Annotated in this window: 18 protein-coding genes; 11 read left to right on the forward strand and 7 right to left on the reverse strand. The window is 70.8% G+C overall.

What is annotated here, in order from left to right:
• Positions 1-346 precede the first annotated feature (346 nt).
• The 5 genes from KZ820_RS17210 (at position 347) to KZ820_RS17230 (ending at position 9,105) form a co-directional block, all read left to right on the forward strand.
• Positions 347-1,300 (forward strand): 3-keto-disaccharide hydrolase, encoded by a 954-nt coding sequence (locus KZ820_RS17210; protein WP_308462264.1) that lies wholly within the window; start codon positions 347-349, stop codon positions 1,298-1,300.
• 200 nt (positions 1,301-1,500) lie between these two features.
• Positions 1,501-3,084 (forward strand): L-aspartate oxidase, encoded by a 1,584-nt coding sequence (nadB, locus tag KZ820_RS17215; RefSeq protein WP_219749937.1) that lies wholly within the window; start codon positions 1,501-1,503, stop codon positions 3,082-3,084.
• 144 nt (positions 3,085-3,228) lie between these two features.
• Complete coding sequence (locus KZ820_RS17220; RefSeq protein ID WP_219749939.1) at positions 3,229-4,356, forward strand: serine hydrolase; 1,128 nt, start codon at positions 3,229-3,231, stop codon at positions 4,354-4,356.
• 287 nt (positions 4,357-4,643) lie between these two features.
• A complete protein-coding gene (gene polA / locus KZ820_RS17225) occupies positions 4,644-7,409 on the forward strand; it encodes a DNA polymerase I (protein WP_219749941.1) in 2,766 nt (921 codons plus the stop codon).
• 172 nt (positions 7,410-7,581) lie between these two features.
• Entirely contained in the window at positions 7,582-9,105 is a 1,524-nt protein-coding gene (locus KZ820_RS17230; protein WP_219749943.1) for a lipopolysaccharide biosynthesis protein, read from the forward strand.
• Between the two features lie 6 nt (positions 9,106-9,111).
• On the opposite strand, the gene KZ820_RS17235 is transcribed toward KZ820_RS17230, so the two are convergent.
• The gene (locus KZ820_RS17235) at positions 9,112-9,495 is read right to left on the reverse strand and encodes a winged helix-turn-helix transcriptional regulator (protein ID WP_219750008.1); all 384 of its coding nucleotides are present in this window, start codon (positions 9,493-9,495) and stop codon (positions 9,112-9,114) included.
• Positions 9,496-9,692: 197 nt separating this feature from the next.
• Between KZ820_RS17235 and KZ820_RS17240 the strand changes: the two genes are divergently transcribed.
• The 3 genes from KZ820_RS17240 (at position 9,693) to KZ820_RS17250 (ending at position 14,209) form a co-directional block, all read left to right on the forward strand.
• On the forward strand, positions 9,693-11,813 hold the full coding sequence (locus tag KZ820_RS17240; RefSeq protein WP_219749945.1) for a RelA/SpoT family protein: 2,121 nt from the start codon (positions 9,693-9,695) through the stop codon (positions 11,811-11,813).
• A 307-nt stretch (positions 11,814-12,120) separates the two neighbouring features.
• Complete coding sequence (locus KZ820_RS17245) at positions 12,121-13,110, forward strand: M48 family metalloprotease (protein WP_219749946.1); 990 nt, start codon at positions 12,121-12,123, stop codon at positions 13,108-13,110.
• A 22-nt stretch (positions 13,111-13,132) separates the two neighbouring features.
• Positions 13,133-14,209: a glycosyltransferase family 2 protein gene (locus KZ820_RS17250; RefSeq protein ID WP_219749948.1), complete on the forward strand. Its 1,077-nt coding sequence runs from the start codon at positions 13,133-13,135 to the stop codon at positions 14,207-14,209.
• A 119-nt stretch (positions 14,210-14,328) separates the two neighbouring features.
• Here the strand turns inward: KZ820_RS17250 and KZ820_RS17255 are convergent, their stop codons facing one another.
• A complete protein-coding gene (locus tag KZ820_RS17255) occupies positions 14,329-15,624 on the reverse strand; it encodes an aspartate kinase (RefSeq protein ID WP_219749950.1) in 1,296 nt (431 codons plus the stop codon).
• A gap of 52 nt (positions 15,625-15,676) precedes the next feature.
• Between KZ820_RS17255 and ubiG the strand changes: the two genes are divergently transcribed.
• The gene (ubiG, locus tag KZ820_RS17260) at positions 15,677-16,429 is read left to right on the forward strand and encodes a bifunctional 2-polyprenyl-6-hydroxyphenol methylase/3-demethylubiquinol 3-O-methyltransferase UbiG (RefSeq protein ID WP_219749952.1); all 753 of its coding nucleotides are present in this window, start codon (positions 15,677-15,679) and stop codon (positions 16,427-16,429) included.
• A gap of 62 nt (positions 16,430-16,491) precedes the next feature.
• Here the strand turns inward: ubiG and KZ820_RS17265 are convergent, their stop codons facing one another.
• Positions 16,492-16,725: a hypothetical protein gene (locus tag KZ820_RS17265; RefSeq protein ID WP_219749954.1), complete on the reverse strand. Its 234-nt coding sequence runs from the start codon at positions 16,723-16,725 to the stop codon at positions 16,492-16,494.
• Positions 16,726-16,826: 101 nt separating this feature from the next.
• Between KZ820_RS17265 and KZ820_RS17270 the strand changes: the two genes are divergently transcribed.
• On the forward strand, positions 16,827-18,653 hold the full coding sequence (locus tag KZ820_RS17270; protein ID WP_219749956.1) for an ABCB family ABC transporter ATP-binding protein/permease: 1,827 nt from the start codon (positions 16,827-16,829) through the stop codon (positions 18,651-18,653).
• A 130-nt stretch (positions 18,654-18,783) separates the two neighbouring features.
• Here KZ820_RS17270 and map read toward each other — a convergent pair whose 3' ends face one another.
• The gene (gene map / locus KZ820_RS17275) at positions 18,784-19,551 is read right to left on the reverse strand and encodes a type I methionyl aminopeptidase (RefSeq protein WP_219749958.1); all 768 of its coding nucleotides are present in this window, start codon (positions 19,549-19,551) and stop codon (positions 18,784-18,786) included.
• A 1-nt stretch (position 19,552) separates the two neighbouring features.
• Complete coding sequence (locus tag KZ820_RS17280) at positions 19,553-19,750, reverse strand: ParD-like family protein (RefSeq protein ID WP_219749960.1); 198 nt, start codon at positions 19,748-19,750, stop codon at positions 19,553-19,555.
• A gap of 297 nt (positions 19,751-20,047) precedes the next feature.
• Between KZ820_RS17280 and KZ820_RS17285 the strand changes: the two genes are divergently transcribed.
• Entirely contained in the window at positions 20,048-20,791 is a 744-nt protein-coding gene (locus tag KZ820_RS17285; RefSeq protein WP_219749962.1) for a dienelactone hydrolase family protein, read from the forward strand.
• Between the two features lie 34 nt (positions 20,792-20,825).
• Here KZ820_RS17285 and KZ820_RS17290 read toward each other — a convergent pair whose 3' ends face one another.
• Both KZ820_RS17290 and KZ820_RS17295 read right to left on the reverse strand, forming a co-directional pair.
• Positions 20,826-23,120 carry a putative bifunctional diguanylate cyclase/phosphodiesterase gene (locus KZ820_RS17290; RefSeq protein WP_219749964.1) on the reverse strand — a complete coding sequence of 765 codons (2,295 nt, stop codon included), beginning with the start codon at positions 23,118-23,120 and terminating at the stop codon, positions 20,826-20,828.
• Between the two features lie 256 nt (positions 23,121-23,376).
• The coding region (locus KZ820_RS17295; protein WP_219749966.1) for a ShlB/FhaC/HecB family hemolysin secretion/activation protein at positions 23,377-24,545 on the reverse strand (1,169 nt) is incomplete at its 5' end.

The raw sequence follows: 24,545 nt of genomic DNA on the forward strand, positions 1-24,545 counted from the left end.
CGCCGCGGACGCGCGGCGCGCGGCGCGCAGCCCCACATTACCTCTGACCTTCCATCTCTCGCACCATCCACTTTCGTCATCCCCGCGGAGGCGGGGATCCAGACGAGCAGGTTCCGCCAAGAGGCGAGACGTCAGCGTGTATGGATCCCCGCCTTCGTGGGAATGACGGTGGAGAGCAAGGGGGACACGCTGCCGTAGCATGGCTCGCGTAAATGGTGCTCCTTCGTGGCAAGGCTCTGCTGCTAGAGCCGAGCCATCGTCGCCGGGAACGTTCCCACAACCCATTGTTCTCGCGACGTGCGCCTGCGATACCTCCCGGCAAACAACGCCACGGGAAGGGAACAGCGTGCGACCGATCTTGATGGGGCTCGCCGTCGCGGCGCTGTCGGCCCCCGCCGCCGCGCAGGCGCCCGCCACCCCCGAGCAGCTCGCCCAGACGCGCGCGATCGTCGGCAACACCGTGGCGCGCCCGCAGACGCTCGTCCTCGTCGACGTGCCGCGCGCCACCGGCAAGGCACGCGCGCTGCTGAACGGGCGCGACCTCGCCGGCTGGCACCCGTGGCTGGGCTATCCCGACCCGTCGGTGACCTATCGCAACCAGCCCGGCGCGACGTCGATCGGCACCACGCGCGACACCGCCGGCGACTTCGCGATCCGCCGGATCGACGGCCGCCCCGCGCTGTGGGTCAAGGGCGAGACCTGGGGCGCGCTCGTCCACGACGCCGACCTGCGCGACTACCACCTGCGGCTACACTATCGCTGGGGCGCCAAGCGCTGGGCGCCGCGGCTCGGCCAGCCGCCCAACAACGGGCTGCTCTACCACACCCATGGCGCACCGGGCGCGGTGTTCGGCACGTGGCAGCCCTCGGTCGAGTTCGAGATCATGCAGGGCTCGACCGGCATGGCGGTGGCGGTAGGGCGCGACGTGCGTCTGCGCACCACCGCCGCGCTCGACCCGTCGCTCGTCTCGCCGCCCGTGCGCTACCGGGTCGGCGGCGCTCCGGTCGAGATCGTCAACGGCACGCTGATCTGGAACGTCGAGAACGCGCGCGACGCGGAGAGGCCGGCGGGACAGTGGAACACGCTCGATCTCTACGTGCTCGGCGACCGCGCGGTGCACGTCGTCAACGGCGTGCCGGTGATGGTGGTGGAGGGGCTGGCGACGGTCGACGCCGCAGGAAAGCGCACGCCGCTGACGCATGGCAGCGTCCAGCTCCAGTCCGAGGGCGCGGAGACCTGGTTCCGCGACATCACGGTCGAGCCGATCGATCGATTGCCGAAGGTGGTGGCGAAGGAGTGAGGCGCAGCAACTCCTCCCCGTGCCGGGGAAGAGTGGAGGAGCAACTCGCGCTGTCCTAACTGCCCGTAGCTGTGCCACATGGGCGTCATGTCCTGCCCCGAGCCCGACCGTCACCCGCGCCCCCGCCGCCGACTCAACGTTCACATCTCGCGCGACACGCGCCAGCGGCTCAACATTCGCAACATTCGCGGGCTAAGTGCATGACGCAGAGCGATGTCCTGATCGTCGGCTCGGGCGCGGCCGGGCTCACGGCGGCGCTCAACCTGGCCGATCGCTTCACCGTGACCGTGCTCGCCAAGGGGGCGCTCAACGAGGGCAGCACCGCCTGGGCGCAGGGCGGGATCGCCGCGGTGCTCGAACCCGGCGACACGTTCGAGCACCATGTCGAGGACACGATGGTCGCCGGCGCGGGGCTCAACGATCGCGCCATCGTCGAGTTCGTGGTCGAGCGCGCGCCCGCCGCGATCGCGCGGCTCCGCGCGCTGGGCGTGCCCTTCGCCGAGGAAGGCGGCGCGCTCCATCTCACGCGCGAGGGCGGCCACTCGCACCGCCGCATCGTCCACGTCGCCGACGCGACCGGCTGGGCGGTGCAGGAGGCGCTCCAGCGCGCCGCCGAGGCGCATCCCAATATCACGCTCGTGCCCGACCAGGTCGCGATCGACCTCGCCACCAGCCGCCACGAGGAACGCTACTCGGGCGCGGGCAACGTCTGGGGCGTCTACGCGATCGACCGGCGCACCGGCGCGGTCGAGGTGCATACCGCGCGCGCGACGATCCTGGCGACCGGCGGGGCAGGGCGGACCTATCTCTTCTCCACCGCGCCGCGCGGCGCCACCGGGGACGGGATCGCGATGGCGTGGCGCGCGGGCGCGCGCGTCGCCAACATGGAATTCATGCAGTTCCACCCGACCTGCCTGTACCATCTCGAGGTCAAGAACTTCCTGATCACCGAGGCGGTGCGCGGCGAGGGCGGGCATCTGATCAACCCCACCACCGGGCGGCGCTTCATGCCGTGGTACGACGACCGGCTCGAGCTCGCCCCGCGCGACGTGGTGGCGCGCGCGATCGACGCCGAGATCAAGCGCTACGGGCTTGACTTCGTCCACCTCGACATCAGTCACATGCCCGCCGACTTCGTGCGCGCGCACTTCCCCAACATCCACGAGAAACTGCTCGGGCTCGGCATCGATATGACGACCCAGCCGATCCCGGTGGTGCCGGCGCAGCATTACACCTGCGGCGGGATCGTGGTGGACCGCGACGGCCGCACCGACCTGCCCGGGCTCTACGCCGCGGGCGAGTGTACCCAGTCGGGACTGCACGGCGCCAACCGGCTCGCCTCCAACTCGCTGCTCGAATGCTTCGTCTTCGGGGAGGCGGCGGCGCAGCATATCGCGCAGCATTGGGACGCGCTGCCGCCGCCCCCCGCGGTGCGCGCGTGGGACGAGAGCCGCGTCACCGATTCCGACGAGGAGGTGGTGATTAAGCAGAATTGGACCGAGATCCGCCGCTTCATGTGGAACTATGTCGGGATCGTCCGCACCACCAAGCGGCTCGAGCGCGCGCAGCACCGCATCGACCTGCTGCGCAGCGAGGTGGAGGATTATTACGGCCACTTCCGCGTCACCCCCGACCTGATCGAGCTGCGCAACCTGCTCCAGGTGGCCGAGCTGATCGTCCGCTCGGCGCTGCACCGGCACGAGAGCCGCGGGCTGCACTATACGCTCGACTGGCCGGACACGCTCGACGCGCCCGCCGACACCGTGCTGGTCCCGCGCGCCTGAGCCATGGAGCCGGTCGCGCCCGACCCCCGCCGCACCGTTCGTCGCGCCGCGGCCAAGGATCGTCGCAGCGGCGAGTCGCAGCACTTTGTGTCCGCGCCATTATTGTCCACAGACGCGAGTCAAGCGGGGTTGGTGGCGGCGGACATGGGTAGTAAGACTTTCGGGCGCCGGGCCGCGATCATCGCCTGGTCGCTGCTGATCGCGGGCTGCGGCGCCGGGGCAGGTTCCGCGCTCATCCCCGCGGCGCCGCCCAGGCCGCTCGTGTCGATCCCGGTGCCGCTCGCCGTCGTGCCGCCACCTCCGCCGCCGCGCCGCTCGGCCGCGCCCCGCGCGCTCCAGGCACGTATCGAGCAGCTCATCCGCAACTTCCCGGGCAAGGCGGGCGCGGCGATCGTCGCGGTCGACGAGGACTGGGTGGTGCAGCAAGGCGGCGATCTCAGCCTGCCGCAGCAGAGCGTCAGCAAGACCTGGGTGGCGATGACGGTGCTGTCGCAGCGCGACGCTGGAAGGCTCACGCTCGACGACCCGGTGCTGGTCACGCGCGACGACCTCACGCTGTTCCACCAGCCGATCGCGGGACTGGTCGGCGCCAACGGCTATCGCACCACGGTCGGGGGGCTGCTCACCCGCGCGCTGACGCAGAGCGACAACACCGCCAACGACCGGCTGCTCACGGTAGTGGGTGGCCCGGCCGCGGTGCGGCGCTTCATCGAGAAGCACCAGCTCGGCGCGATCAAGTTCGGCCCGGGCGAGCGGCTGCTCCAGAGCGGCACCGCGGGGCTGACGTGGAGCCAGTCGATGGCGCTGGGGCGCGGCTTCGAGGCGGCACGCGCCCGGCTCGACCCGGCGGTGCGCCGCGCCGCCTTGCAGCGCTACATCGACAACCCGCCCGACGGCGCCGCGCCGGTGGCGATCGCTGGCGCGCTGGCGCGGCTGGCGCGCGGCGAGCTGCTGAGCGAGACCTCGACGCGGATCCTGCTCGACACGATGGCGGCGTCGCGCACCGGCCACGCGCGGCTGCGCGCCGCCACGCCGCCGGGCTGGAAGGTGGCGCACAAGACCGGCACCGGGCAGGATTTCGGCGCGCGCAACGCGGGCTTCAACGACGTCGGCCTGCTCACCGCGCCGGACGGGCGCCGCTACGCCATCGCGGTGATGATCGGCGATACCGCCGCGCCGATGCGGCTACGCCAGCAGCTGATCCAGAACGTCTGCGCCGCGCTCACCGGCGCGCAGCCGCGCGCGACCGGCGGCGACGAGGACGGGACGTGAGTTGGCGGCGGGGGCGTCTCGCGGACGATCGATCCTCCCGCGCAGGGGGAGTGCGGGCTTTGGCTTCCCCCCGGCAAGCCAATATGGTGTCCGGGGGACACCATCTCGCCCGCACTGGCAGCGCGCAGCGCTGACGGAGCGATATCGCCAGAGGTGAGTCCGGCGACACTCACCAGCCGGATCACCCCTCCGTCAGGCCTGCGGCCTGCCACCTCCCCTTACCGGGGAGGATCACGCCGACCACAACCCCGGTTTCCCACAGGGCCAATCCGGTTTAGGGCAGCGCGATGCCGCACCTCTATCTCGTCGACGGATCGGGCTACATCTTCCGCGCCTATCACCGGCTGCCGCCGTTGACCAACAAGCACGGCGAGCCCGTCGGTGCGGTCTACGGCTACACCACCATGTTGTGGAAGCTCGCCGACGAGCTGCACAAGGCCGACGGACCGACGCACATGGCGGTGATCCTCGACAAGAGCTCGTCCAGCTTCCGCAACGAGCTGTACGACCAGTATAAGGCGCATCGCCCCCCGCCGCCCGAGGACCTCGTCCCGCAATTTCCGATGATCCGCGACGCCACGCGTGCCTTCTCGCTGCCGTGCATCGAGGAGCAGGGCTGGGAGGCGGACGACCTGATCGCCAGCTACACCAAGGCCGCGTTGGCGCAGGGCTGGCAGGTGACCATCGTCAGCTCCGACAAGGACCTGATGCAGCTGATGACCGATCCCTCGGTCGACATGCTCGACACGATGAACAACCGCCGGCTCGGCCCCGAAGCGGTGGTGGAGAAGTTCGGCGTCGGCCCCGACAAGCTGGGCGACGTGCTCGCGCTGATGGGCGACAGCGTCGACAACGTCCCCGGCGTGCCCGGGGTCGGGCCCAAGACCGCGGCCAAGCTGATCGTCGAGCACGGCGACGTCGAGGCGGTGCTCGCCGCCGCGCCCGAGATGAAGAAGGGCAAGCTGCGCGACAATCTGATCGAGCACGCCGAGGCGGCGCGGATGAGCCGCCAATTGGTCGAGCTCGCCTGCGACGTGCCGCTGCCCGACTCGCTCGAGTCGCTCGCGCTGCCCGCCGAGGGCATCCCGCAGGCGCCGCTGCGCGCCTTCCTCGAGCATCACGGGTTTCGCTCGCTGCTCACCCGGCTCGGTGAGGTCGCCGAGGCGACGCAGCCCGAGACCGTCGGCGCCCCCGCTGAGGACGACGAGCCCGCCTGCGACCACGACGGCTACGAGACCGTGGTCGACGAGGCCGCGCTCGACCGCTGGATCCAGGTCGCGCGGCACCAGGGCTGGGTCGCGATCGATACCGAGACCACGGCCAAGGATCCGATGCTGGCCGAGCTGGTCGGGGTCAGTCTCGCGCTCGCGCCCAATCTGGCCTGCTATGTCCCGCTCGGCCACGGCGGCAGCGACATGTTCGCGGAGAAGCCCGCGCAGCTCGACCGCGACCTCGCGCTGGCCAGGCTCAAGCCGCTGCTCGAGGACGCGAGCGTGCTCAAGATCGGGCACAATCTGAAGTATGACCTGATCGTGCTGGGGCGGCTGGGGCTCGACGTCGCGCCCTACGACGACACGATCGTGATGAGCTTCGATCTCGACGCGGGGCGCCACGGCCATGGCATGGACGAGCTCGCCGCGACGCACCTCTCGCACAGCTGTATCGCCTACAAGGACGTGGTCGGCACGGGCAAGAAGGCGCTCGGCTTCCACGAGGTCGATCTCAAAGCCGCCACGCGCTACGCCGCCGAGGACGCCGACGTCACGCTGCGGCTGTGGCGCCGCTTCAAGCCGCGGTTGCCGATCGAGGGCGCGACGCGCGTCTACGAGATGGTCGACCGCCCGCTGGTGGCGGTGATCGCGCGGATGGAGCGCCACGGCATCAAGGTCGACCGCGAGCGACTGGCGCAGCTGTCCGACGAGTTCTCGCAGCAGATCGCGGGCTTGGAGACGCAGGTGCACGCGCTCGCCGGCGGCCCCTTCACGATCGGCAGCCCCAAGCAGCTCGGCGACGTGCTGTTCGAGCGGATGGGGCTCAAGGGCGGGCGCAAGGGCAAGAGCGGGGTCTATTCCACCGACGTCAACGAGCTGGAGCGGCTCGCCGCCGACAAGGATTCGCCGGGTGCCGAGATCGCCGCGCGCGTGCTCGACTGGCGCCAGCTCACCAAGCTCAAGAACACCTACACCGACACGTTGCAGGAGCAGATCCACCCCGCCACCGGCCGCGTCCACACCAGCTACTCGCTGACGGGCGCGCAGACCGGGCGGCTGTCGTCGACCGATCCCAACCTCCAGAACATCCCGATCCGCACCGAGACCGGGCGCCAGATCCGCGACGCCTTCGTCGCCGACGCGGGCAACGTGATCCTCGCCGCCGATTACTCGCAGATCGAGCTGCGCCTCGCCGCGCACATGGCCGACGTGCCGCAGCTCAAGGAGGCGTTCGCGCGCGGCGACGACATCCACAGCCTCACCGCGCAGGAGCTGTTCGGCGAAGTGACGCGCGACACGCGCGCCTCCGCCAAGACGATCAATTTCGCGATCCTCTACGGCATCTCGCGCTGGGGGCTGGCCGGGCGGCTCGATATCTCCGCCGACGAGGCGCAGGCAATGATCGACCGCTATTTCGAGCGCTTCCCCGGCATCAACCGCTACATCGCGGAGACGCTGACGCAGGTGCGCGAGCGCGGCTACACCACGACCCTGTTCGGGCGGAAGACGCATTTCCCGCGCATCCGCAGCAAGGTGCAGCACGAGCGCCAGGGCGCCGAGCGCGCCGCGATCAACGCGCCGATCCAGGGCACCAGCGCCGACATCATCAAGCGCGCGATGGCGCGGATGGAGCCGGCGCTGGCGGCGGCCGGGCTGGGGCATGTGCGGATGCTGCTCCAGGTGCACGACGAGCTGGTGTTCGAGCTGCCCGAGCGCGACGTCGACGCGGCGCGCCCGGTGATCGAGCGCGTGATGGCCTCCGCGGCCGAGCCGGCGGTGACGCTCGACGTGCCGCTGGGCGTGGAGATCGGCGTCGGTGCGAGCTGGGGGGCGGCGCATTGAGGGCTCGACGACCGGCAGCCGGCGGCGCGTCTTTGTCCGTGTTCCTGCGCACGAAGGACCCCAGGGCCGCACGCGTCGGCGTTCGCGGCCCTGGGCTCCCGCGTCCCCGGGAGCACGGCAGCGCTAGAGGTTACCGCTCTGCGTGGGCCCGGCAGACAAGGCCCCGCCCCGCATGACCGCGACCGACCAGCCCGACGACATCGCCGCGCTCGCCAAGGGCGGGCGCACCAATGTCGCGGGGTTCATCCTCAAGCTCGGCGCGCGCATCCCCTTCCTGTTCATCGCGGGGCACCTCTATGGCGCGGCGCTGGTGGGGCGGTTCGCGATCGCGGTGGTGGTGGTGGAGCTCGCCGCGCTGGTGGCGACGCTGGGGCTCAAGCGCGGGCTGGCGCAGGCGCTGTCCTCGGCGAAGCGGCCGCACAACCATGTCGTGTTCGACGCGCTCGCGCTCGCGCTGGTCGCCAGCCTGATCGCCAGCGCGGTGCTGTTCACCTTTCCCCAGGCGATGTACCCGAACTCGGCGATCGGCGGCCTCGACCGCTTCTTCCCGCTGATCATCCTCGCGCCCGCGCTGAGCGACGTCAGCCTCGCCGCGCTGGCCTATCGCCACGACGTCAAGGCCAGCGTCACCGCGCGCGCGATCGTCGAGCCGTGGACGCTGTCGATCTTCGCCTTTCTCTTCTCCTTTTTCACGCTCAAGGACGGGCTGGTGCTCGCCTATGTCGCGTCGATGGTGGCGGCACTGACCGCGAGCATCGTGCCGCTGCTGCGCAGCTACGGCGTGCCGAGCGGCTGGTCGCCGCACCTCAGCGTGCTGTGGCAGATGGCGCGCGCCAACACGCCGCTCGCCGGTGCCGACGCGCTCGAGTGGGGCAGCCGCAACGTCGACCGGCTCATCCTCGGCACCTTGTTCGCGCCCAACGTCGTCGGCATCTATTACATGGCGCAGCAGGTCGCCTCGCTGCCGCAGCGGCTCAAGACCAGCTTCGACCCGATCCTGGGGCCGGTGGTGACGCGGAGCATCGCGCGCGGCGATCTCGGCGCGATCGCGCGTCAGGTGCGCCAGGTGGCGTTCTGGATCATCGCGGCGCAGCTCGCGCTGGCGCTCACCGCCTCGATCCCGCGCAAGGCGGTGATGGCGACGATCGGCCCGCAGTTCACCAGCGGCGCCGCGGCGATGGTGTTCCTGCTGTTCGCCGAGGTGTGCGCCTCCACCGGGGCGGTGGCGGAATCGGCGCTGGTGTACCTTGCCCGTCACCGCAACCTACTGATCTCGGCGACGATGCTGGTGATCCAGATCGCTTTGTCCTTCGCTTTCATCCTGCTGATCCGCGACGCCGGTTACGGCGTCACCGAGCAGGCCGCGGGTGCGCCGGTGGCGCTGCTGCTGGTGCTGCTGCTCACCTCGTTCGTGAAAGCGCGCGTGCTCGGGCGGCTGCTCGGCGCGCCGGTGTCGCCGATGCGCTGGCCGTTGCTATGGGCGGCGCTGGCGGGCGGCGCGGTGGGCGGCGCGTTCACGTTGCTGCCGCCGGGATGGCGCTGGATGCAGGTGTCGGTCGGCGTGGTGGCGACGATGGGCGCCTATCTGTTCGTGATCTGGCGCTACGCCTTCGGACCCGAGGATCGCGCGCTGTTCAACAAGATGCCGACGGCCGAGGAGGCGACCTTGCCCAACGAGGGCAGCTTCATCCGCTAGGCCCGGCTATTCCAGCAGCGCCCAGTGCAGCTCGCCCTGGCCGAGCGCGCGGCCGTCGTGGCTCAGCACCGCGACGGGGCGGATCGGGCGCCCGTCGCGCACGTCGACCAGCACCGGCGAGGCGGGGCAACCGGTCTCCCAGCGCTCGCCCCATTGCCGCAGCGCCACCATCGTCGGCAGCAGCGCCCAGCCCTTGTCGGTGAGGCGGTAGACCACCTTGCGGCGATCCTCGGGCACCGCGCCGCGCTCCATGATGCCGTGCGCGACGAAGCGTGCGAGCCGGTTGGCCAGGATGTTGCGCGCGATCCCCAGCTCCTGCTGGAACTCCTCGAAATGCTGCAGCCCGTTGAAGGCGGCGCGCAGGATCAGAAAGGCCCAGCGCTCCCCCATCGCCTCCAGCGCGGCGGGCAGGCTGCATTCGGTCAGGTTCTCGCGCAAACGCCGCTGTTCCACACGCCACTCCGTCGCGCGACGCTAACCCGGCGGCCGCGCCCGCGATAGCCGCGCGGCACGACAAGCAACACGCCGACACGTTTTTTTCGGCATCGTTGTTGCATTGTCACCGTGGATGTAAGCACATTGGATAGGTGCTGAGGCAATATGAACTGATCGATCGCGTGCTCGCCTATGATCCCGAGGCGGACGAGGCGATGTTGAACCGTGCCTATGTCTTCTCGGTCAACGCCCACGGGACGCAGAAGCGCGCCAGCGGCGATCCCTATTTCAGCCATCCGATCGAGGTCGCCGGCATTCTCACCGAGCTCAGGCTCGACGACGAGACGATCGCCACCGCGATCCTCCACGACACGGTCGAGGACACGGTCGCGACGCCCGAGGAGATCGAACGGATCTTCGGCGGCAACGTCGCGCGGCTGGTCGACGGTGTCACCAAGCTCAGCAAGATCGAGGCGCAGACCGAGAACGAGCGCGCCGCCGAGAATTTGCGCAAGTTCCTGCTCGCGATGTCGGGCGACATCCGCGTGTTGCTGGTGAAGCTGGCCGACCGGCTGCACAACATGCGCACGCTCCACTTCATCCCCAAGCCGGAGAAGCGCCGCCGCATCGCCAAGGAGACGATGGACATCTACGCCCCGCTCGCGGAGCGGATCGGCATGTACGAGTTCATGAAGGAGATGCAGACGCTCGCCTTCGAACAGCTCGAGCCCGAGGCGTATCAGTCGATCACCAAGCGGCTCGAGCAGCTCAAGGAAGGGTCGGGCGGCGACCGCATCGCCAAGATCGGCTCGGGGCTGAAGCTGCTGCTCGGCCGCGCCGGGGTGGAGGCGCAGGTATCGGGGCGCGAGAAGCACCCCTATTCGATCTGGCGCAAGATGCAGGAGCGCCACATCAGCTTCGAGCAGCTGTCCGACATCATGGCGTTCCGCGCGATCGTGCCGACCGAGGAGGATTGCTACCGCGCGCTCGGCATCATCCACCGCCGCTGGCCGATGGTGCCGGGGCGGTTCAAGGATTACATCTCCACCCCCAAGCGCAACGGCTATCGCTCGCTCCACACCAGCGTGATCCACGCCGAGAACCGCCGCATCGAGATCCAGCTGCGCACCCCCGCGATGCATGCCGAGGCCGAGTTCGGGCTGGCGGCGCACTGGGCGTACAAACAGTCGGTCGGCGGCGCCGCGGCGCTGCGCCCTGATTCGCAGCAGGACTGGATCAAGGACCTGGTCGAGATCCTCGACACCGCCGCGACGCCCGAGGAGCTGCTCGAGCACACCCGCATCGCGATGTACCAGGATCGAATCTTCGCCTTCACGCCGAAGGGCGAGCTGATCCAGCTGCCCAAGGGCGCGACGCCGATCGACTTCGCTTATGCGGTCCACACCGATCTCGGCGACCAGGCGGTGGGGGCAAAGATCAACGGCCGCGTCGTGCCGCTCTCGACCGTGATCGAGAACGGCGACCAGGTGCAGGTGCTGCGCTCCAAGGCGCAGACGCCGCAGCCCGCCTGGCTCAAGGTGGCGATCACCGCCAAGGCGCTCGCCGCGATCCGCCGCCACCTGCGCAACACCGAGCGCGAGCAGACGATCGCGCTCGGGCGCAAGCTGTTCGACGATATCGTCCAGCGCTTGCCCGCGGCACTGGCCGACAGCGCGCTCGACGAAGCGCTCAAGCGGCTCAAGCTGCCGGACGATGCCGCGCTGTTCCAGCAGATCGCGCGCCGACATCTCTCCGACGCGCAGGTCATGGAGGCGCTGATGCCCGGCTCGGCGGGGGCCGACGTGGCGGAGGCGCCGCCGCAGTCGAGCGCCATCTCGATCGAGGGGCTCGCCCCGGGCGTTGCCTACGAGCTGGCCGAATGCTGCCACCCGGTGCCAGGCGACCGCATCATCGGCCTGCGCCGCCCCGATGCCTCGATCGAGGTGCACGCGATCGACTGCGGCGTGCTCGCCGACCTCGCCGAGCGCTCCGACGACGAGACCGACTGGATCGACGTGCAATGGGGCGACGCGACCGAGGGGGCGACGGCGCGCATCTCGGTCGAGGTGCGCAACGAGCCCGGCGCGCTGGGCATGCTCGCGACGATCATCGGCCAGCACAAGGCGAACATCATCAACCTGCGGCTCGACAACCGCGATTCGCGCTTCCACACCAATCTGATCGACGTCGAGGTGCACGACGCGCACCAGCTGATGCGGCTGCTCGCCGCGCTGCGCGCCGCCGAGGCGGTCAACGCGGCGGAGCGGGTGTGAGGATCGGCGGGCGTTACGGCCCGTGCACGACTCTCCTTCTTCCGTCATCCTGACCTCGGCTCAGGATCCATCGTGCCACCTACTCCGCCGCTCAGGCATGCGCGGAAGGGTGGATCCTGAGACGAGTTCAGGATGACGCTAGGATTGGCCGCGTGCGAGCCACGCAGAGATTGCGGCTAAGACCGATGGCCACTCGGTACGGGAGCAACACGCCCCGCCATCTCCCCAGATCGGTTCACCCGCCGGCGCCGACCCGCTGCAACCGCTCGCCGGCTGTGGCATTGATGCCGCGACGGGAGGACCAGCCATGTACCGACAGCTCATGTTCGCCGCCGCGCTGGTGGCCGCGGCGCCCGCGGCCGCGCAGTCGATCTCGCAGCAGGACCGCGCCACCGGCGCGCAGGCCGATCCGCAGCTCGTCAAGGAATTCGGCGGGCGCTACAGCGGGCCGCAGGTTTCGCTGGTCGAGCGCGTCGGGCGGCGCGTCGCGGTCCAGTCGGGCCTCTCGAACGCGCAGAGCGACTTCACCATCACGCTGCTCGACTCGCCGGTCGAGAACGCCTTCGCCATCCCCGGCGGCTACGTCTATGTCACGCGCCAGCTGCTCGCGCTGATGAACTCGGAGGCCGAGCTCGCGTCGGTGCTGGGGCATGAGGTGGGGCATGTCGCGGCGCGCCACAGCGCCTCGCGCAACCGCACCGCGACGATCGGCGGCGTTCTCGCGGGCGTGGTCGGCGCGGTCGCGGGCAACGGCGCGGCGGGGCAACTCGCCAGCACGGTCGCGCGCGGCGGGGCGCAGCTCTACACGCTGCGCTACGGCCGTGAGCAGGAATATGCCGCGGACGCGCTGGGGGTGCGCTACATCACCGCGGCGGGCTACGACCCTTATGCCGCCGCCGACATGCTCGCCTCGCTCGACGCCGAAACCGGGCTCCAGTCGGCTGCGGCGGGGCGCAGCGGTCAGCAGCTGCCCACCTGGGCCTCGACCCACCCCAACGGCGCCGACCGGGTCCGCCGCGCCGCGCAGCTCGCGCAGCAGACCGGCAAGCCGATGCTCGACCCGCCGCCCGAGGACACCGCCTTCCTGCGCGCGCTCGACGGATTGGCCTATGATGCGAAAGGCGCGGGCAAGCGGATCCGCATCCGCACCGTCAAGGCGGGGGACACGGTCGACACGTTCGCGCGCCAGATGGCGTATGACTCGCTCCAGCGCGAGCGCTTCCTGACACTCAACGCGCTCGACGACGACGTCCGGCTCACACCGGGTCGGCTGGTAAAGGTCGTGACGAAGGAGTGACGGTAAGCTATGGCGAAGACCCATGTTCCCGCCCGCGCCTCCGCCCGCGATCACGCCGCCGGCCGCCGCTCTCCCCGACCTCCCGCGGTCGCTCGCGACCGCGCGGCCCCGCCCCGCGCTGTCGGTGGTGGTGCCCTGTTACAACGAGGAGGCGACGCTGCCGCTGCTTCACGCGCGCGTCAGCGCCGCGGCGCGTGCGGCGGTCGGCGACGACCATGAGATCGTGCTGGTCAATGACGGCTCGCGCGACGGCAGCTGGGCGGCGATGCAGCGGCTCGCCGCGGCCGATCCGCGCGTGGTCGCGATCAACCTGTCGCGCAACCACGGCCACCAGCTCGCGCTGACCGCCGGGTTGGACCTGTGCGCGGGCGAGCAGATCCTGATCATCGACGCCGACCTGCAGGATCCGCCCGAGCTGCTCGCCGACATGCGTACCGTCATGGCGCGCGACGGCGCCGACGTGGTGTACGCGGTGCGGCGCAAGCGCGAGGGCGAGACCTTCTTCAAGAAGGCGACCGCAGCGGCCTTCTACCGCGTGCTCGACCGCGTCACCGACACGCCGATCCCGCTCGATACCGGCGACTTCCGGCTGATGACGCGCCGTGCGCTCGATGCCTTGCTGTCGCTGCCCGAGCAGGCGCGCTTCATCCGCGGCATGGTCGCCTGGGTCGGCTTCCGCCAGGTGCCGTTTGCATACGATCGCGCCGAGCGGCACGCCGGCGAGACCAATTACCCGCTCGCCAAGATGATGCGGTTGGCGCTGGATGCGGTCACCGGCTTCTCCACCGCGCCGTTGCGCTGGGCGAGTCACCTGTCGGTCATGCTGGCGGGCTGCTCGCTGCTGCTTTTGGTCTATATCGGCTACGGCTATTTCAGCGGCGAGCGGGTGCAGGGCTGGACCTCGACCATGCTGGTGGTGGTGGTGCTGTCGGCGATCCAGATGTTCGTGCTCGGCATGATCGGCGAGTATCTCGGCCGGCTCTACATCGAGGCGAAGCGGCGGCCGCTGTACCTCATCGCCGACGTCGCCGGCACGCCGGGCAGTCGTGCCACGCTCGGCTTCCAGGCGACGTTGCCGGGGGAGCGGGTGGGAGTGTGAGGAGCTGAGTTCCTGCTGAGCGAACCTTGCGCAAGGTGTCGTCAGCCCGGAACAAGGCCGGGATGACGGCAGGGTGAAGGTCAGCCCACGCGCTTTCTTTAGTGACCGAGCGGCGGCGCTTACGCCGCCTCGGCGTCCAGCCCGTAAGCGGTGTGGAGCACGCGCACGGCGAGTTCGGTCTCGTCCTCGTGGATCAGCACTGAGACCTTGATCTCGCTGGTCGAGATCGCCTGGATGTTGATCCCGCGCGCGCCGAGCGTGGTGAACATCGTGCTCGCGACGCCGGCGTGGCTGCGCATGCCGACACCCACGACGCTGATCTTCGCCACGCGCGTGTCGTGGATCAGCTCGCCGAAGCCGATCGCCTCGCGCGACTGGTTGAGCGCCTCGATCGAGCGCGCTAGGTCGGCGGCGGGTACGGTGAAGGTCACGTCGGTGGCGCTGGTGCTGCTGGCGCCGTTGCTCGCGCTCTGGTGCGCGATGTTCTGGATGATCATGTCGACGTTGATGTTCGCCGCCGCCAGCGGCTCGAAGATGCTCGCCACCGTGCCGGGCTGGTCGGGCACGCGCGTCAGCGTGATCTTGGCCTCGTTCTTGTCATGCGCGATGCCGGTGATGAGCTGGCGTTCCACGTCCCCATTCTCCTTGAAAGCTGCCTCCTCTTCGCCCACGATCATCGTCCCGGGCAAGGTGTCCGCCATCGGTGCGTCCGCGTCGGTGAACGACGACAGCACCTGGACGCGGACCTTCTCCTTCATCGCCAGCCCGACCGAGCGGGTCTGGAGCACCTTGGCCCCGACGGAAGCGAGCTCGAGCATCTCCTCGTAAGTCACCTTGGCGAGCTTGCGCGCGCGCGGCACGATCCGCGGATCGGTGGTGTAGACGCCGTCGACGTCGGTGTAGATGTCGCAGCGGTCGGCGCGGATCGCCGCCGCCACAGCCACCGCCGAAGTATCTGAGCCGCCGCGTCCCAGCGTGGTGATGCGCTGCCCCGGCGCGACGCCCTGGAAGCCCGGGATCACCGCCACCGCGCCCGCGGCGAAACTCTCCTCCAGCGCGTCGGTGTCGATCGTGTCGATGCGCGCCTTGGCGAAGGCGGTGTCGGTGCGGATCGGCAGCTGCCAGCCGAGCAGCGAGCGCGCCGGCACGTCGATCGCCTGGAGCGCGATCGCGAGCAGGCCGCTGGTGATCTGCTCGCCCGCGGAGACGACGACGTCATATTCTCGCGGGTCGTACAGCGGCGACGCCTCACGGCAGAAGCCGACCAGGCGATCGGTCTCGCCCGCCATCGCCGAGACCACCACTGCCACCTGATTGCCCGCGGCCGCCTCGCGCTTCACCCGCGCCGCGACCGAGCGGATGCGCTCGATGCCCGCCATCGAGGTGCCGCCGAACTTCATGACGATCCGCGCCAATGCCGTGTCCAAACGCCTTGGGTGAAGAGGGGCGTCCTGATAGGAAGCGCGCATGACCGACGCAAGCGTAACAACCGCAACCACTTCGCCGCATCACGCCTCGGTGGTGGCGAAGGAGGCGACCCATTTCGGTCGGCTGGCGCGCGACTGGTGGGACCCGGCGGGGTCGTCGGCGATGCTGCACCGGCTCAACCCGGTGCGGTTGCGTTACCTGCGCGCCGCGGTCGACCGCCACTGGGACCTCGACGACCGCTCGTTCGTGCCTATGGCGGGAAAGAGCGCGCTCGACATGGGCTGCGGCGCCGGGCTGCTCGCCGAGCCGCTGGCCCGTCTGGGCGCGGCGGTGACTGCGGTGGACGCCGCGGCGGAAAGCATCGCGGTGGCACGCGATCATGCCGCGCGATGCGGGCTGACGATCGACTATCGCGCCGGCGGGGTCGAGACGGTGGCGGGCGAGACCTTCGACCTGGTCGCGTCGCTCGAGGTGGTCGAGCATGTCGCCGACGCGCGCGCCTTCGTCGCGGGGCTGGCGGACGCGGTGGCGCCGGGCGGGCTGCTGGTGATGAGCACGCCCAACCGCACCTGGCTGTCGCGCGCCGCGCTGGTCGAGGCGGCGGAAGCGCTCGGCCAGATTCCCCGCGGCACGCACGACTGGGACAAGTTCCTGACGCCCGATGAATTGAGTGCGATGATCGCGGAGGCGGGATTGCGGGTGGTGGACGTCACCGGGCTGACGCTGGGGACGAAGGGCTTCGCACTGGGGAGCTCGACCGCGCTCGATTATTTCGTGACGGCGGTGCGATAGGACCGCTCAACCCTCGCCGCGGACGAGGAGGATTTAGGTGCCGCGCGTGGTAGGAGCCTCGCTCACCCGTGCCGCTTGCCCAATCCGCCGCGATCGACCCATTGCGCCCCGTTGCGCCGGCAGGCCGCGCTGACCACGGGGAAATCCAGGTCGGTGTTGCGCGCGAGCACGTCGGCCATCGCCGCTTCGCACTGCTGCACCGTCGCGTAATGCGCGGGAGCGACGCGCGCCTCGGCGCAGGCGCTCGCGCCGTCGCCGCAGCCCATGATCGCCATCACGTAGAACACCGCGTCCATCACCGCCTCCGTTCGTCGTGAAAAACGATCGCTGCGGCGCGGCGTTCCGATTCTGACCCGGCGGTTGACGCTCCCGTTCCGGCACACGACATCTCAGCCACATGCCTCCCGACCGTCCCGCCGCCCCCGGCACCGAGCGCCCGCTGCTGCCGACGCTCCGCCGTTTCCTCCCCGATCTCTGGCCAAGCGACTCGCCGGGGATGAAGCTGCGCGTCGCGGGCGCGCTGGCGCTGGTGGTCGCGTCCAAGCTGGTGCAGGTCTATGGCGCCCCCTTCGCGCTCCAGGGCGCGGTGGACGGCATGGCGGTGCCGACCACGCCGGTGACGCTGATCGTGCTGCTGGTGGTCGGCTATGCCGCGGCGCGCTTCGGCACCACCCTGTTCGACAATCTGCGCAACACCGTTTTCGAGAAGGTCGGTCAGGAGGCGACGCGGCGGCTCGCGGCGCGCGTGTTCCGGCATCTCCACCGGCTGTCGCTGCGCTTCCATCTCGAGCGGCGCACCGGCGCGGTCACCAAGGTGGTCGAGCGCGGCACCAAGAGCATCGACACGATGCTCTACTTCCTGCTGTTCAACATCGCGCCGACGATCCTCGAGCTGGTGCTGGTGCTGGGTATCTTCCAGGTCAAGTTCGGCTGGCCGCTGGTGGTCGCGACGCTGGCGATGGTGGCGCTGTACATCTGGTTCACGCGCGTCGTCACCGACTGGCGCTCGTCGCTGCGCGAGCGGATGAACGACCTCGACACCGGCGCGGTGGCGCATGCGGTCGATTCGCTGCTCAACTTCGAGACGGTGAAGTATTTCGGCGCCGAAGAGCGCGAGGCCAAGCGCTACGACGGCGCGATGCGCTCCTATGCCGAGGCCGCGGTGAAGAGCGAGAACAGCCTGGCGTGGCTCAACATCGGCCAGGCGCTGATTACCAACCTGATGCTCGCCGCGGGCATGGCCTGGGTCGCCTGGGGGTGGAGCCAGGGGCGCTTCACCGCGGGCAACGTGGTGCTGGTGTCGACGCTGCTGTCGCAGCTGTTCCGCCCGCTCGACCTGCTCGGCATGGTGTATCGCACGATCCGCCAGGGCGTGATCGACATGGGCGCGATGTTCGATCTGATTGACACCGCCCCCGAGGTGGTCGACGCGCCCGACGCGCCCGCGCTGGCGGTGCGCGACGCGCATGTCCGCTTCGAGGGCGTGGCGTTCGGCTATGACGCTGGCATGCCGATCCTCAAGGGGATCGACCTCGACGTGCCCGCGGGCACCACCTGCGCGGTGGTCGGTCCCTCTGGCGCGGGCAAGTCGACGCTGGCGCGGCTGCTCTACCGTTTCTACGACGTCGACCAGGGCCGGATCACGATCGACGGGCAGGACATCGCGCGCGTGCGGCAGGACACGCTGCGCGCCGCGATCGGCATTGTCCCGCAGGACACGGTGCTGTTCAACGACACGATCGGCTACAACATCGCCTACGGCCGCGAGGGTGCGAGCGAGGCCGAGGTCGCCGCCGCGGCGCGCGGCGCGGCGATCGCCGGCTTCATCGAGCGCCAGCCCGAGGGCTACAGGACGCGCGTCGGCGAGCGCGGGCTCAAGCTGTCGGGGGGCGAGAAGCAGCGCGTGGCGATCGCGCGCACTCTGCTCAAGGACCCGCCGCTGCTGATCCTCGACGAGGCGACCAGCGCGCTCGACAGCCGAACCGAGGGCGAGATCATGGAGACGCTCGCCGCGATCGAGCGCGGGCGCACGACGATCGTGATCGCGCACCGGCTCTCCACCATCGTCCACGCCGACCAGATCGTGGTGCTGGAGGCGGGTCGCGTGGTGGAGCGCGGGGCCCACGCCGAGCTGCTCGCGCGCGACGGGCTCTACGCCTCGATGTGGGCGCGTCAGGCGGCCGAGAGCGAGGAGGCCGAGGAGGCGCCCGTCGCGGTGGCGTAGTCTTCGCGGCCGTCGCTCACCCGACCACGATCTGACGTGCGAGTAGAAGTCCAGGGTCACGGAATGATCGCTTTCGGCCCTGGACTCCGGTTTTCGCCGGAGCACGAACCGGCTCGCAGCCTGCGACGATCTAGGCCGCCCGGCGCTCGTCACCCCGCAGCGTCAGCACCTCGACGCCGCCGGCGGTCACCGCCACCGTATGCTCGAACTGTGCCGAGAGCTTGCCGTCCTGCGTCACCACGGTCCAGCCGTCGTCGCGCGTGTCGACGCGGCGGCTGCCCTGGTTGAGCATCGGCTCGACCGTGAAGACCATGCCCTCGCGCAGCACCGGCCCGGTGCCGGGGCGGCCGAAGTTGAGCACCTGGGGCTCCTCGTGCATCTCGCGCCCGATGCCGTGGCCGCAGAACTCGCGCACGACCGCATAGCCGTTCTTCTTGGCGTGGCGCTCTATCGCGGCGCCGACGTCGCCGAGCCGCGCGCCCGGGCGGACCGCGCCGATCCCCTGCCACATCGCCGCCTGTGCCACCTGCACCAGCCGCCGCGCCGCGGGAGCAACGGCGCCGACGGCGTAGGTCTTGCTCGAGTCGGCGATATAGCCGTTCTTCTCCAGCGTGATGTCGAAGTTGACGATGTCGCCGTCCCGGATGATCTCGGCGGCGTGGGGCACGCCGTGGCACACCACCTGGTTGCGCGATGCGTTGAGCACGTACTGGAAACCGTACTGCCCCTTGCTCGCGGGGCGTGCCTGCAGGTCGACGGTGATGTAGCGCTCGACCAGATCGTTGATGGCGAGCGTCGACAGGCCGGCGAGCGGCTGGCGGTCGAGCATCTCGAACACCGCGGCGAGCAATCGGCCGGAGACCCGCATCAGCGCCAGTTCGTCGGGCGTCTTGACCATCTCAGGCGGCGACGGCGCGCAGCTGTGCCGACTCATATTGGCGGCGGACGATCTCGTTGAAGCTCAGCGTCGGGTTGGCCTCGGCGAGCATGCCGATCGTCATCCAGAACTCGGCCTGGGCGTTGATCGAGCGGCACATCACCGTGCTGGCGCGGCGCGCCTCGGCGTGCAGTTCGTCACCGATCTTGATGATGCCCATCGCGGTGATCCTCATACGGGTGAATATACGAAGCGTTTATGGAGCATAGTGTCGATTGGCAAGAGAAGAGGGCTTGAGGCTTCCGCCTGCCCTCTCCCGTCCTCCCCGCGCGGGCGGGCATCCATAGACGCTGACGCCGCGGCTCCCGCGAGGACCTGTGCGTCTGGATCCCCGCTCCCGCGGGAATGACAGGGAGGGGTGAGATGCCCGGCCGATCGGACCTACTATTGCCCGCACGCCTTGTCCCACCGCCGCCACGCTGCCACAGCGGCGCGCCACAGCCAGGGAACAGCGACCATGATCGTGCGCAGCGACGAATATGAGGACGTGGCGGTGCCCGGCTCGGGGACGATGCGCACGCACCTGTTCCGCCCGGCGATCGACGGGCGATTCCCCGGCGTGCTGTTCTTCTCCGAGATCTACCAGGTGACCGCGCCGATCCGCCGACTCGCGACCCTCCTGGCGGGCAACGGCTATGTCGTCGCCGTGCCCGAGGTGTACCACGAGTATGAGCCCGCCGGCACGGTGCTCGCCTATGACCAGCCCGGCACCGACCGCGGCAACGCGCTCAAGTTCACCAAGCCGGTCGCGTGCTACGACGCCGACTCGCGCGCCGCGCTCACCGCGCTGGCGGCGCACCCGGCGTGCGACGGGCGGCTCGCCACGTTCGGGGTCTGTCTCGGCGGACACCTCGCCTATCGCGCCGCGCTCGACCCGCGCGTCGGCGCCGCCGCCTGCTTCTACGCCACCGACATTCACTCGGGCACGCTGGGTGAGGGCCGTGCCGACGACAGCCTCGCGCGCATGGACGCACTCCAGGCCGAGGCGATGTTCGTCTGGGGGCGGCAGGACCCGCACGTCTCCTTCGCCGGGCGCGAGACGATCCGCGCTCGGCTGGAGGAAGTGGGAGCGCGCTACGAGTGGCACGAGGTCAACGCGCCGCACGCCTTCCTGCGCGACGAGGGGCCGCGCTACGATCCGGCGCTGTTCCTGCAGAGCGTGGCATGGACGCTGGCGCTGTACCGCCGCGCGCTGGGATGAGCGATCGGTCCGCGCGCGCCAGGCGGATCCCGCCTCACGCCGCGGCGCGCTGCTCCAGCGTGGCGACGAAGGCGTCCGCGACCATCGGCCGCCCGATCAGATAGCCCTGCACGAGGTCGCAGCCGGCGTCGCGCAGCAAGGCGAGGCAGCCGGGCTCCTCGATCCCCTCCGCCACGACCTTGAGTCCGAGGCCCTGCGCGAGGTCGATCGTCGAGCGCACCATCAGCGCGTCCGCCGGGTTGAGATGCGCGTGCTGGACGAAGCTGCGGTCGATCTTGAGCTCGGACAGCGGCAGCTCGCGGATATAGGTCAGCGTCGACTGGCCCGTGCCGTAATCGTCCATCGAGATCGCCACGCCCTTGGCGCGGAAGTGGCGAAGCTGGGCGGCAGCGCGCTCCGGATCGGCCAGCGTGGCCGACTCGGTCACCTCGAAGATCAGCCGGTCGGGCGGCACTGCGCCCGAATCGAGCAGCGTGTCGACCGCGGCGCTGAACGCCGGCTCGGCGATCAGCATCGCGGAGAGATTGATCGCGACCGAGACGTCGTGCCCGCGCGCGCGCCAATCGGCCAGATCGGCGACCGCGCGCGCGAGCACGTGGAGTGTCAGCGCGCCGATGCGATCCGCCTGCTCGGCGAGCGGGATGAACAGGTCGGGCCGGATCATCCCGCGGGTCGGGTGGCGCCAGCGCACCAGCGCCTCGGCGCTGGCAACCCGGTCGGTCGCGAGCGCGAGCTTGGGCTGGTAGTGCACCTCGATCTCGCCATCGGCGATCGCCTGGTCGAGCTCGCCCATCAGCACCAATCGCCGCTCCAGCGCCTCGGCATCGACGTGCGCGTGGCGCCAGAACGCGCCCGCCGCGGCGGCCTCCTCGGCCGCGCGGGTCGCGCTCACCAGCCGATCGTGGATCGTGCCCTCCCCAGCCGACACGCCGAGATGCACCGCGGCGTCAGTGCGGCGGCCGAGGATCTCGACCGGCTCGTTCAGCGTCGCGCGCAGCGCCGCCACCAGCGCCTCGATGTCGTCGCCCGGCGCGTCGACCGCGAGCAGCCGTTCGCCGACTCGGTAGACGGTCGCGCCCACCGTAGCGCGCAGCCGGTCGGCGACCCGCAGCAGCAGGTCGTGCCCGGCGCGCTCGCCCAGCAGCGTGACGAGCGTGTCGGCGTTGCCGAGCGACGCCACCAGTAAGGGCACCGGCGCGGCGGCGTCCCTGTGAAGGAGCAGCGCGCGGCGGTTGGGCAGGCCGGTGTCCTCGTCGACGCGGCGCTGGCGGTCGAAGCGGCCGGCGAGGTCGAGCGCGATCCGCGCCAGCCCGGCGGCGACCACCAGCACCAGCGCGGGGGCGAGCGGGAACACGGCTCGCCACGCGACCTGCGCCCAGACCGCGAGCGCGAACAGGATCACCGGAGCGGCCAGCGCCATTCCCGCCGCGACCGCGCCGCGCCGTACCAGCAGCAGCGGCGCGGCGAGCAGCAACGCCACCAGCAGCGGCAGCACGCTGCTGCGCTCGCCGGGCACGCCCGCGAGCAGCGACTCGGCGGCGAGCGCCTGCACCATCACGCCGGGGATCACGCCCCAGTGCGGCGTGGCGTAGCGGTCGCCCATCTCGATCGCGGTCGCGCCGATCAGCACGTCGCGCCCGCGCACTGCCGCCGGGTCGAAGCGGCCGTCGCGCACCGCGACGAAGCTCAGCCGCGGCAGCCGCGCCGGGTCGATCCCGCCGTCGATCGGAAAGAACGTGTCGGCCGTGCCCGAGCGATGCGCGATCAGTGCGGAGAGCGACGGGCGTGGCATCTCCGCGGTGACGGTGCCGAACGGCGCGCGGCGGACGATGCCGTCGGCGTCGGGCTGCATGCTCACCGAGGCGAGCGCGGCGCCGGCGCGCAGCGCGGGCAGCGGCAGCGAGTCGATCGTGCGGCGGTCGCCCGAGCGAGCGCGCTGTGCGAAGGTGGGCAGCGCGACCAGCCCGGGCGCCCGCGCGATCGCCCGCGCCAGCGCGGCGTCGCCCGCGCCGGGGCCAGCGGAGGAGAAGTCGACGTCGAAGGTGATCGAGGCGGCACCAGCGGCGCGCAGCCGGTCGATCGCGCGTGCGTAATGGTCGCGCGACCACGGCCACTCGCGGATCGCGGCGACGCTGGCGGCGTCCATCTCGACGACGACGACCTGCCCGCTCGGCGCGCGCACCCAGGCGGCGGCGCGTGGCGGGTCGAGCAGCCGATCGACCCGCGCGCCCAGCCCGCTGAGCGCGGTGAGCAGCGCGAGCGTGAGCGCGGCGGCGAGCGCGAGCGCGCGGCGATGACGCAGCGGGGCGCGAAGGCGAGGGCTCAGCACGTGGAGCAAGCCTGGCGGGTCGTGGGAAGGGTCGCTCCCGCCCTGGCCGCGAGCATGGCAGCTTGCACCAAGCCGTCCGCTCTCCCCCAAGCACCACCCCGGCGCACGCCGGGGTCCAGTTGAGCTAACCGCCGTGAATCTACCCCAACGTTTCCCACCTGGACTCCGGCGTCCGCCGGGGTGGTCGCTGCGGTAAGGAGATGGAGCTGTGCCACGCTCGCGACCACACGTGGCTCAACTTGCCTTCGACCCCGCATCAGAACACCCGCGACAGCCGCAGCGAGATGCGCGGCCGGCGGTTGCCGGTGTCGAACCGGTCGGCGTTGAGCGGTAAGGCGACCTCGACCATGCCGTCGAGCCGACCCGCGCCGGCGCGCACGCCCAGCCCGGTGGAGGCCAGGGTCCCGCCGCCGAACCCGTCGCGCAGGTTGCTGACATGACCGCCGTCGATGAACGCATAGCCCTGCGCGCGGTCGATCACGCCCGGCAGCACGCGCCCGGCGTCGGCGCGGAGCTCGGCCGAGGCCATCGCGCCCTGGTCGCCGGTGCGCTCGGCATAGTCATAGCCGCGCGCGAAGCCGGGGCCGCCGAGCCCGATCTCGGCGGTGGCGAGCAGCGGGCGCGAGGCGAGCTGCGCCGCCCCCGCCAGCACCGCGCTGAACGGTCCGCCGAGCCGGCGCGTATAGTCCATCTGCCACGTCGCCAGCACGAAGCGCGCGTCGCCGTCGGCGCGCGACAGCAGCGCGTCGCCGGCGTGGCTCACCCCGGCGAGCGGCAGCCCGACCACGCCGGCGAGCTCGCCGCGCAGCGTGCCGCCGGCGACGGTCGCCTGGCCGTTGAGCGAGGCGGTCGCGGTGGCGAGCCGGTCGCGCCGCAGTCGCGCGCCGCGGAGCGTCTGGGTCACCGTCACCGCGCGCAGCTCGGCATTGCCCCACAGGCTGCGCGCTCGGGTGCGCACCAGCGCGCGTGTGTAGCTCACCGACAGGTCGGCGCTGCGCCCGACGACGTCGAGCGGCGCCAGCGCCGCGCCCGGATTGGAGCGCGCCACCGAGCCGGCCACCGCCAGTATCGAGCCGGCCGAGTCAACCAGCGCGGCGTAGCGCGCGCGCAGGAAGGCGAACTCGCTCGGCTCGAACGGTGTCTGCGCGACGATCAGCGACAGCTCGTCGCCGTTCCCTGCGAGCCCGCGCAGGCTGGCGAGCAGGGTGGAGCGCACCGGGCCGACCTCGGCGCTGCCGCGATTGTCGAGCTGCGCATAGGCGCTGGCGCGGTCGCTCGCGATCGTCACCAGCAGGATGCCGAAACCGTCCTGACGGACGTAGCGGGTGTCGGTCACGCGGATACCGGGCACGTCGCCGACCAGCAGCAGCGCGCGCTCGAGCATCTTCTGCGTCACCGCGCCGCGCCCGGTGAGCGCGTGGACCA

The sequence above is a fragment of the Sphingomonas citri genome, from assembly GCF_019429485.1.
GTDB lineage: Bacteria > Pseudomonadota > Alphaproteobacteria > Sphingomonadales > Sphingomonadaceae > Sphingomonas > Sphingomonas citri.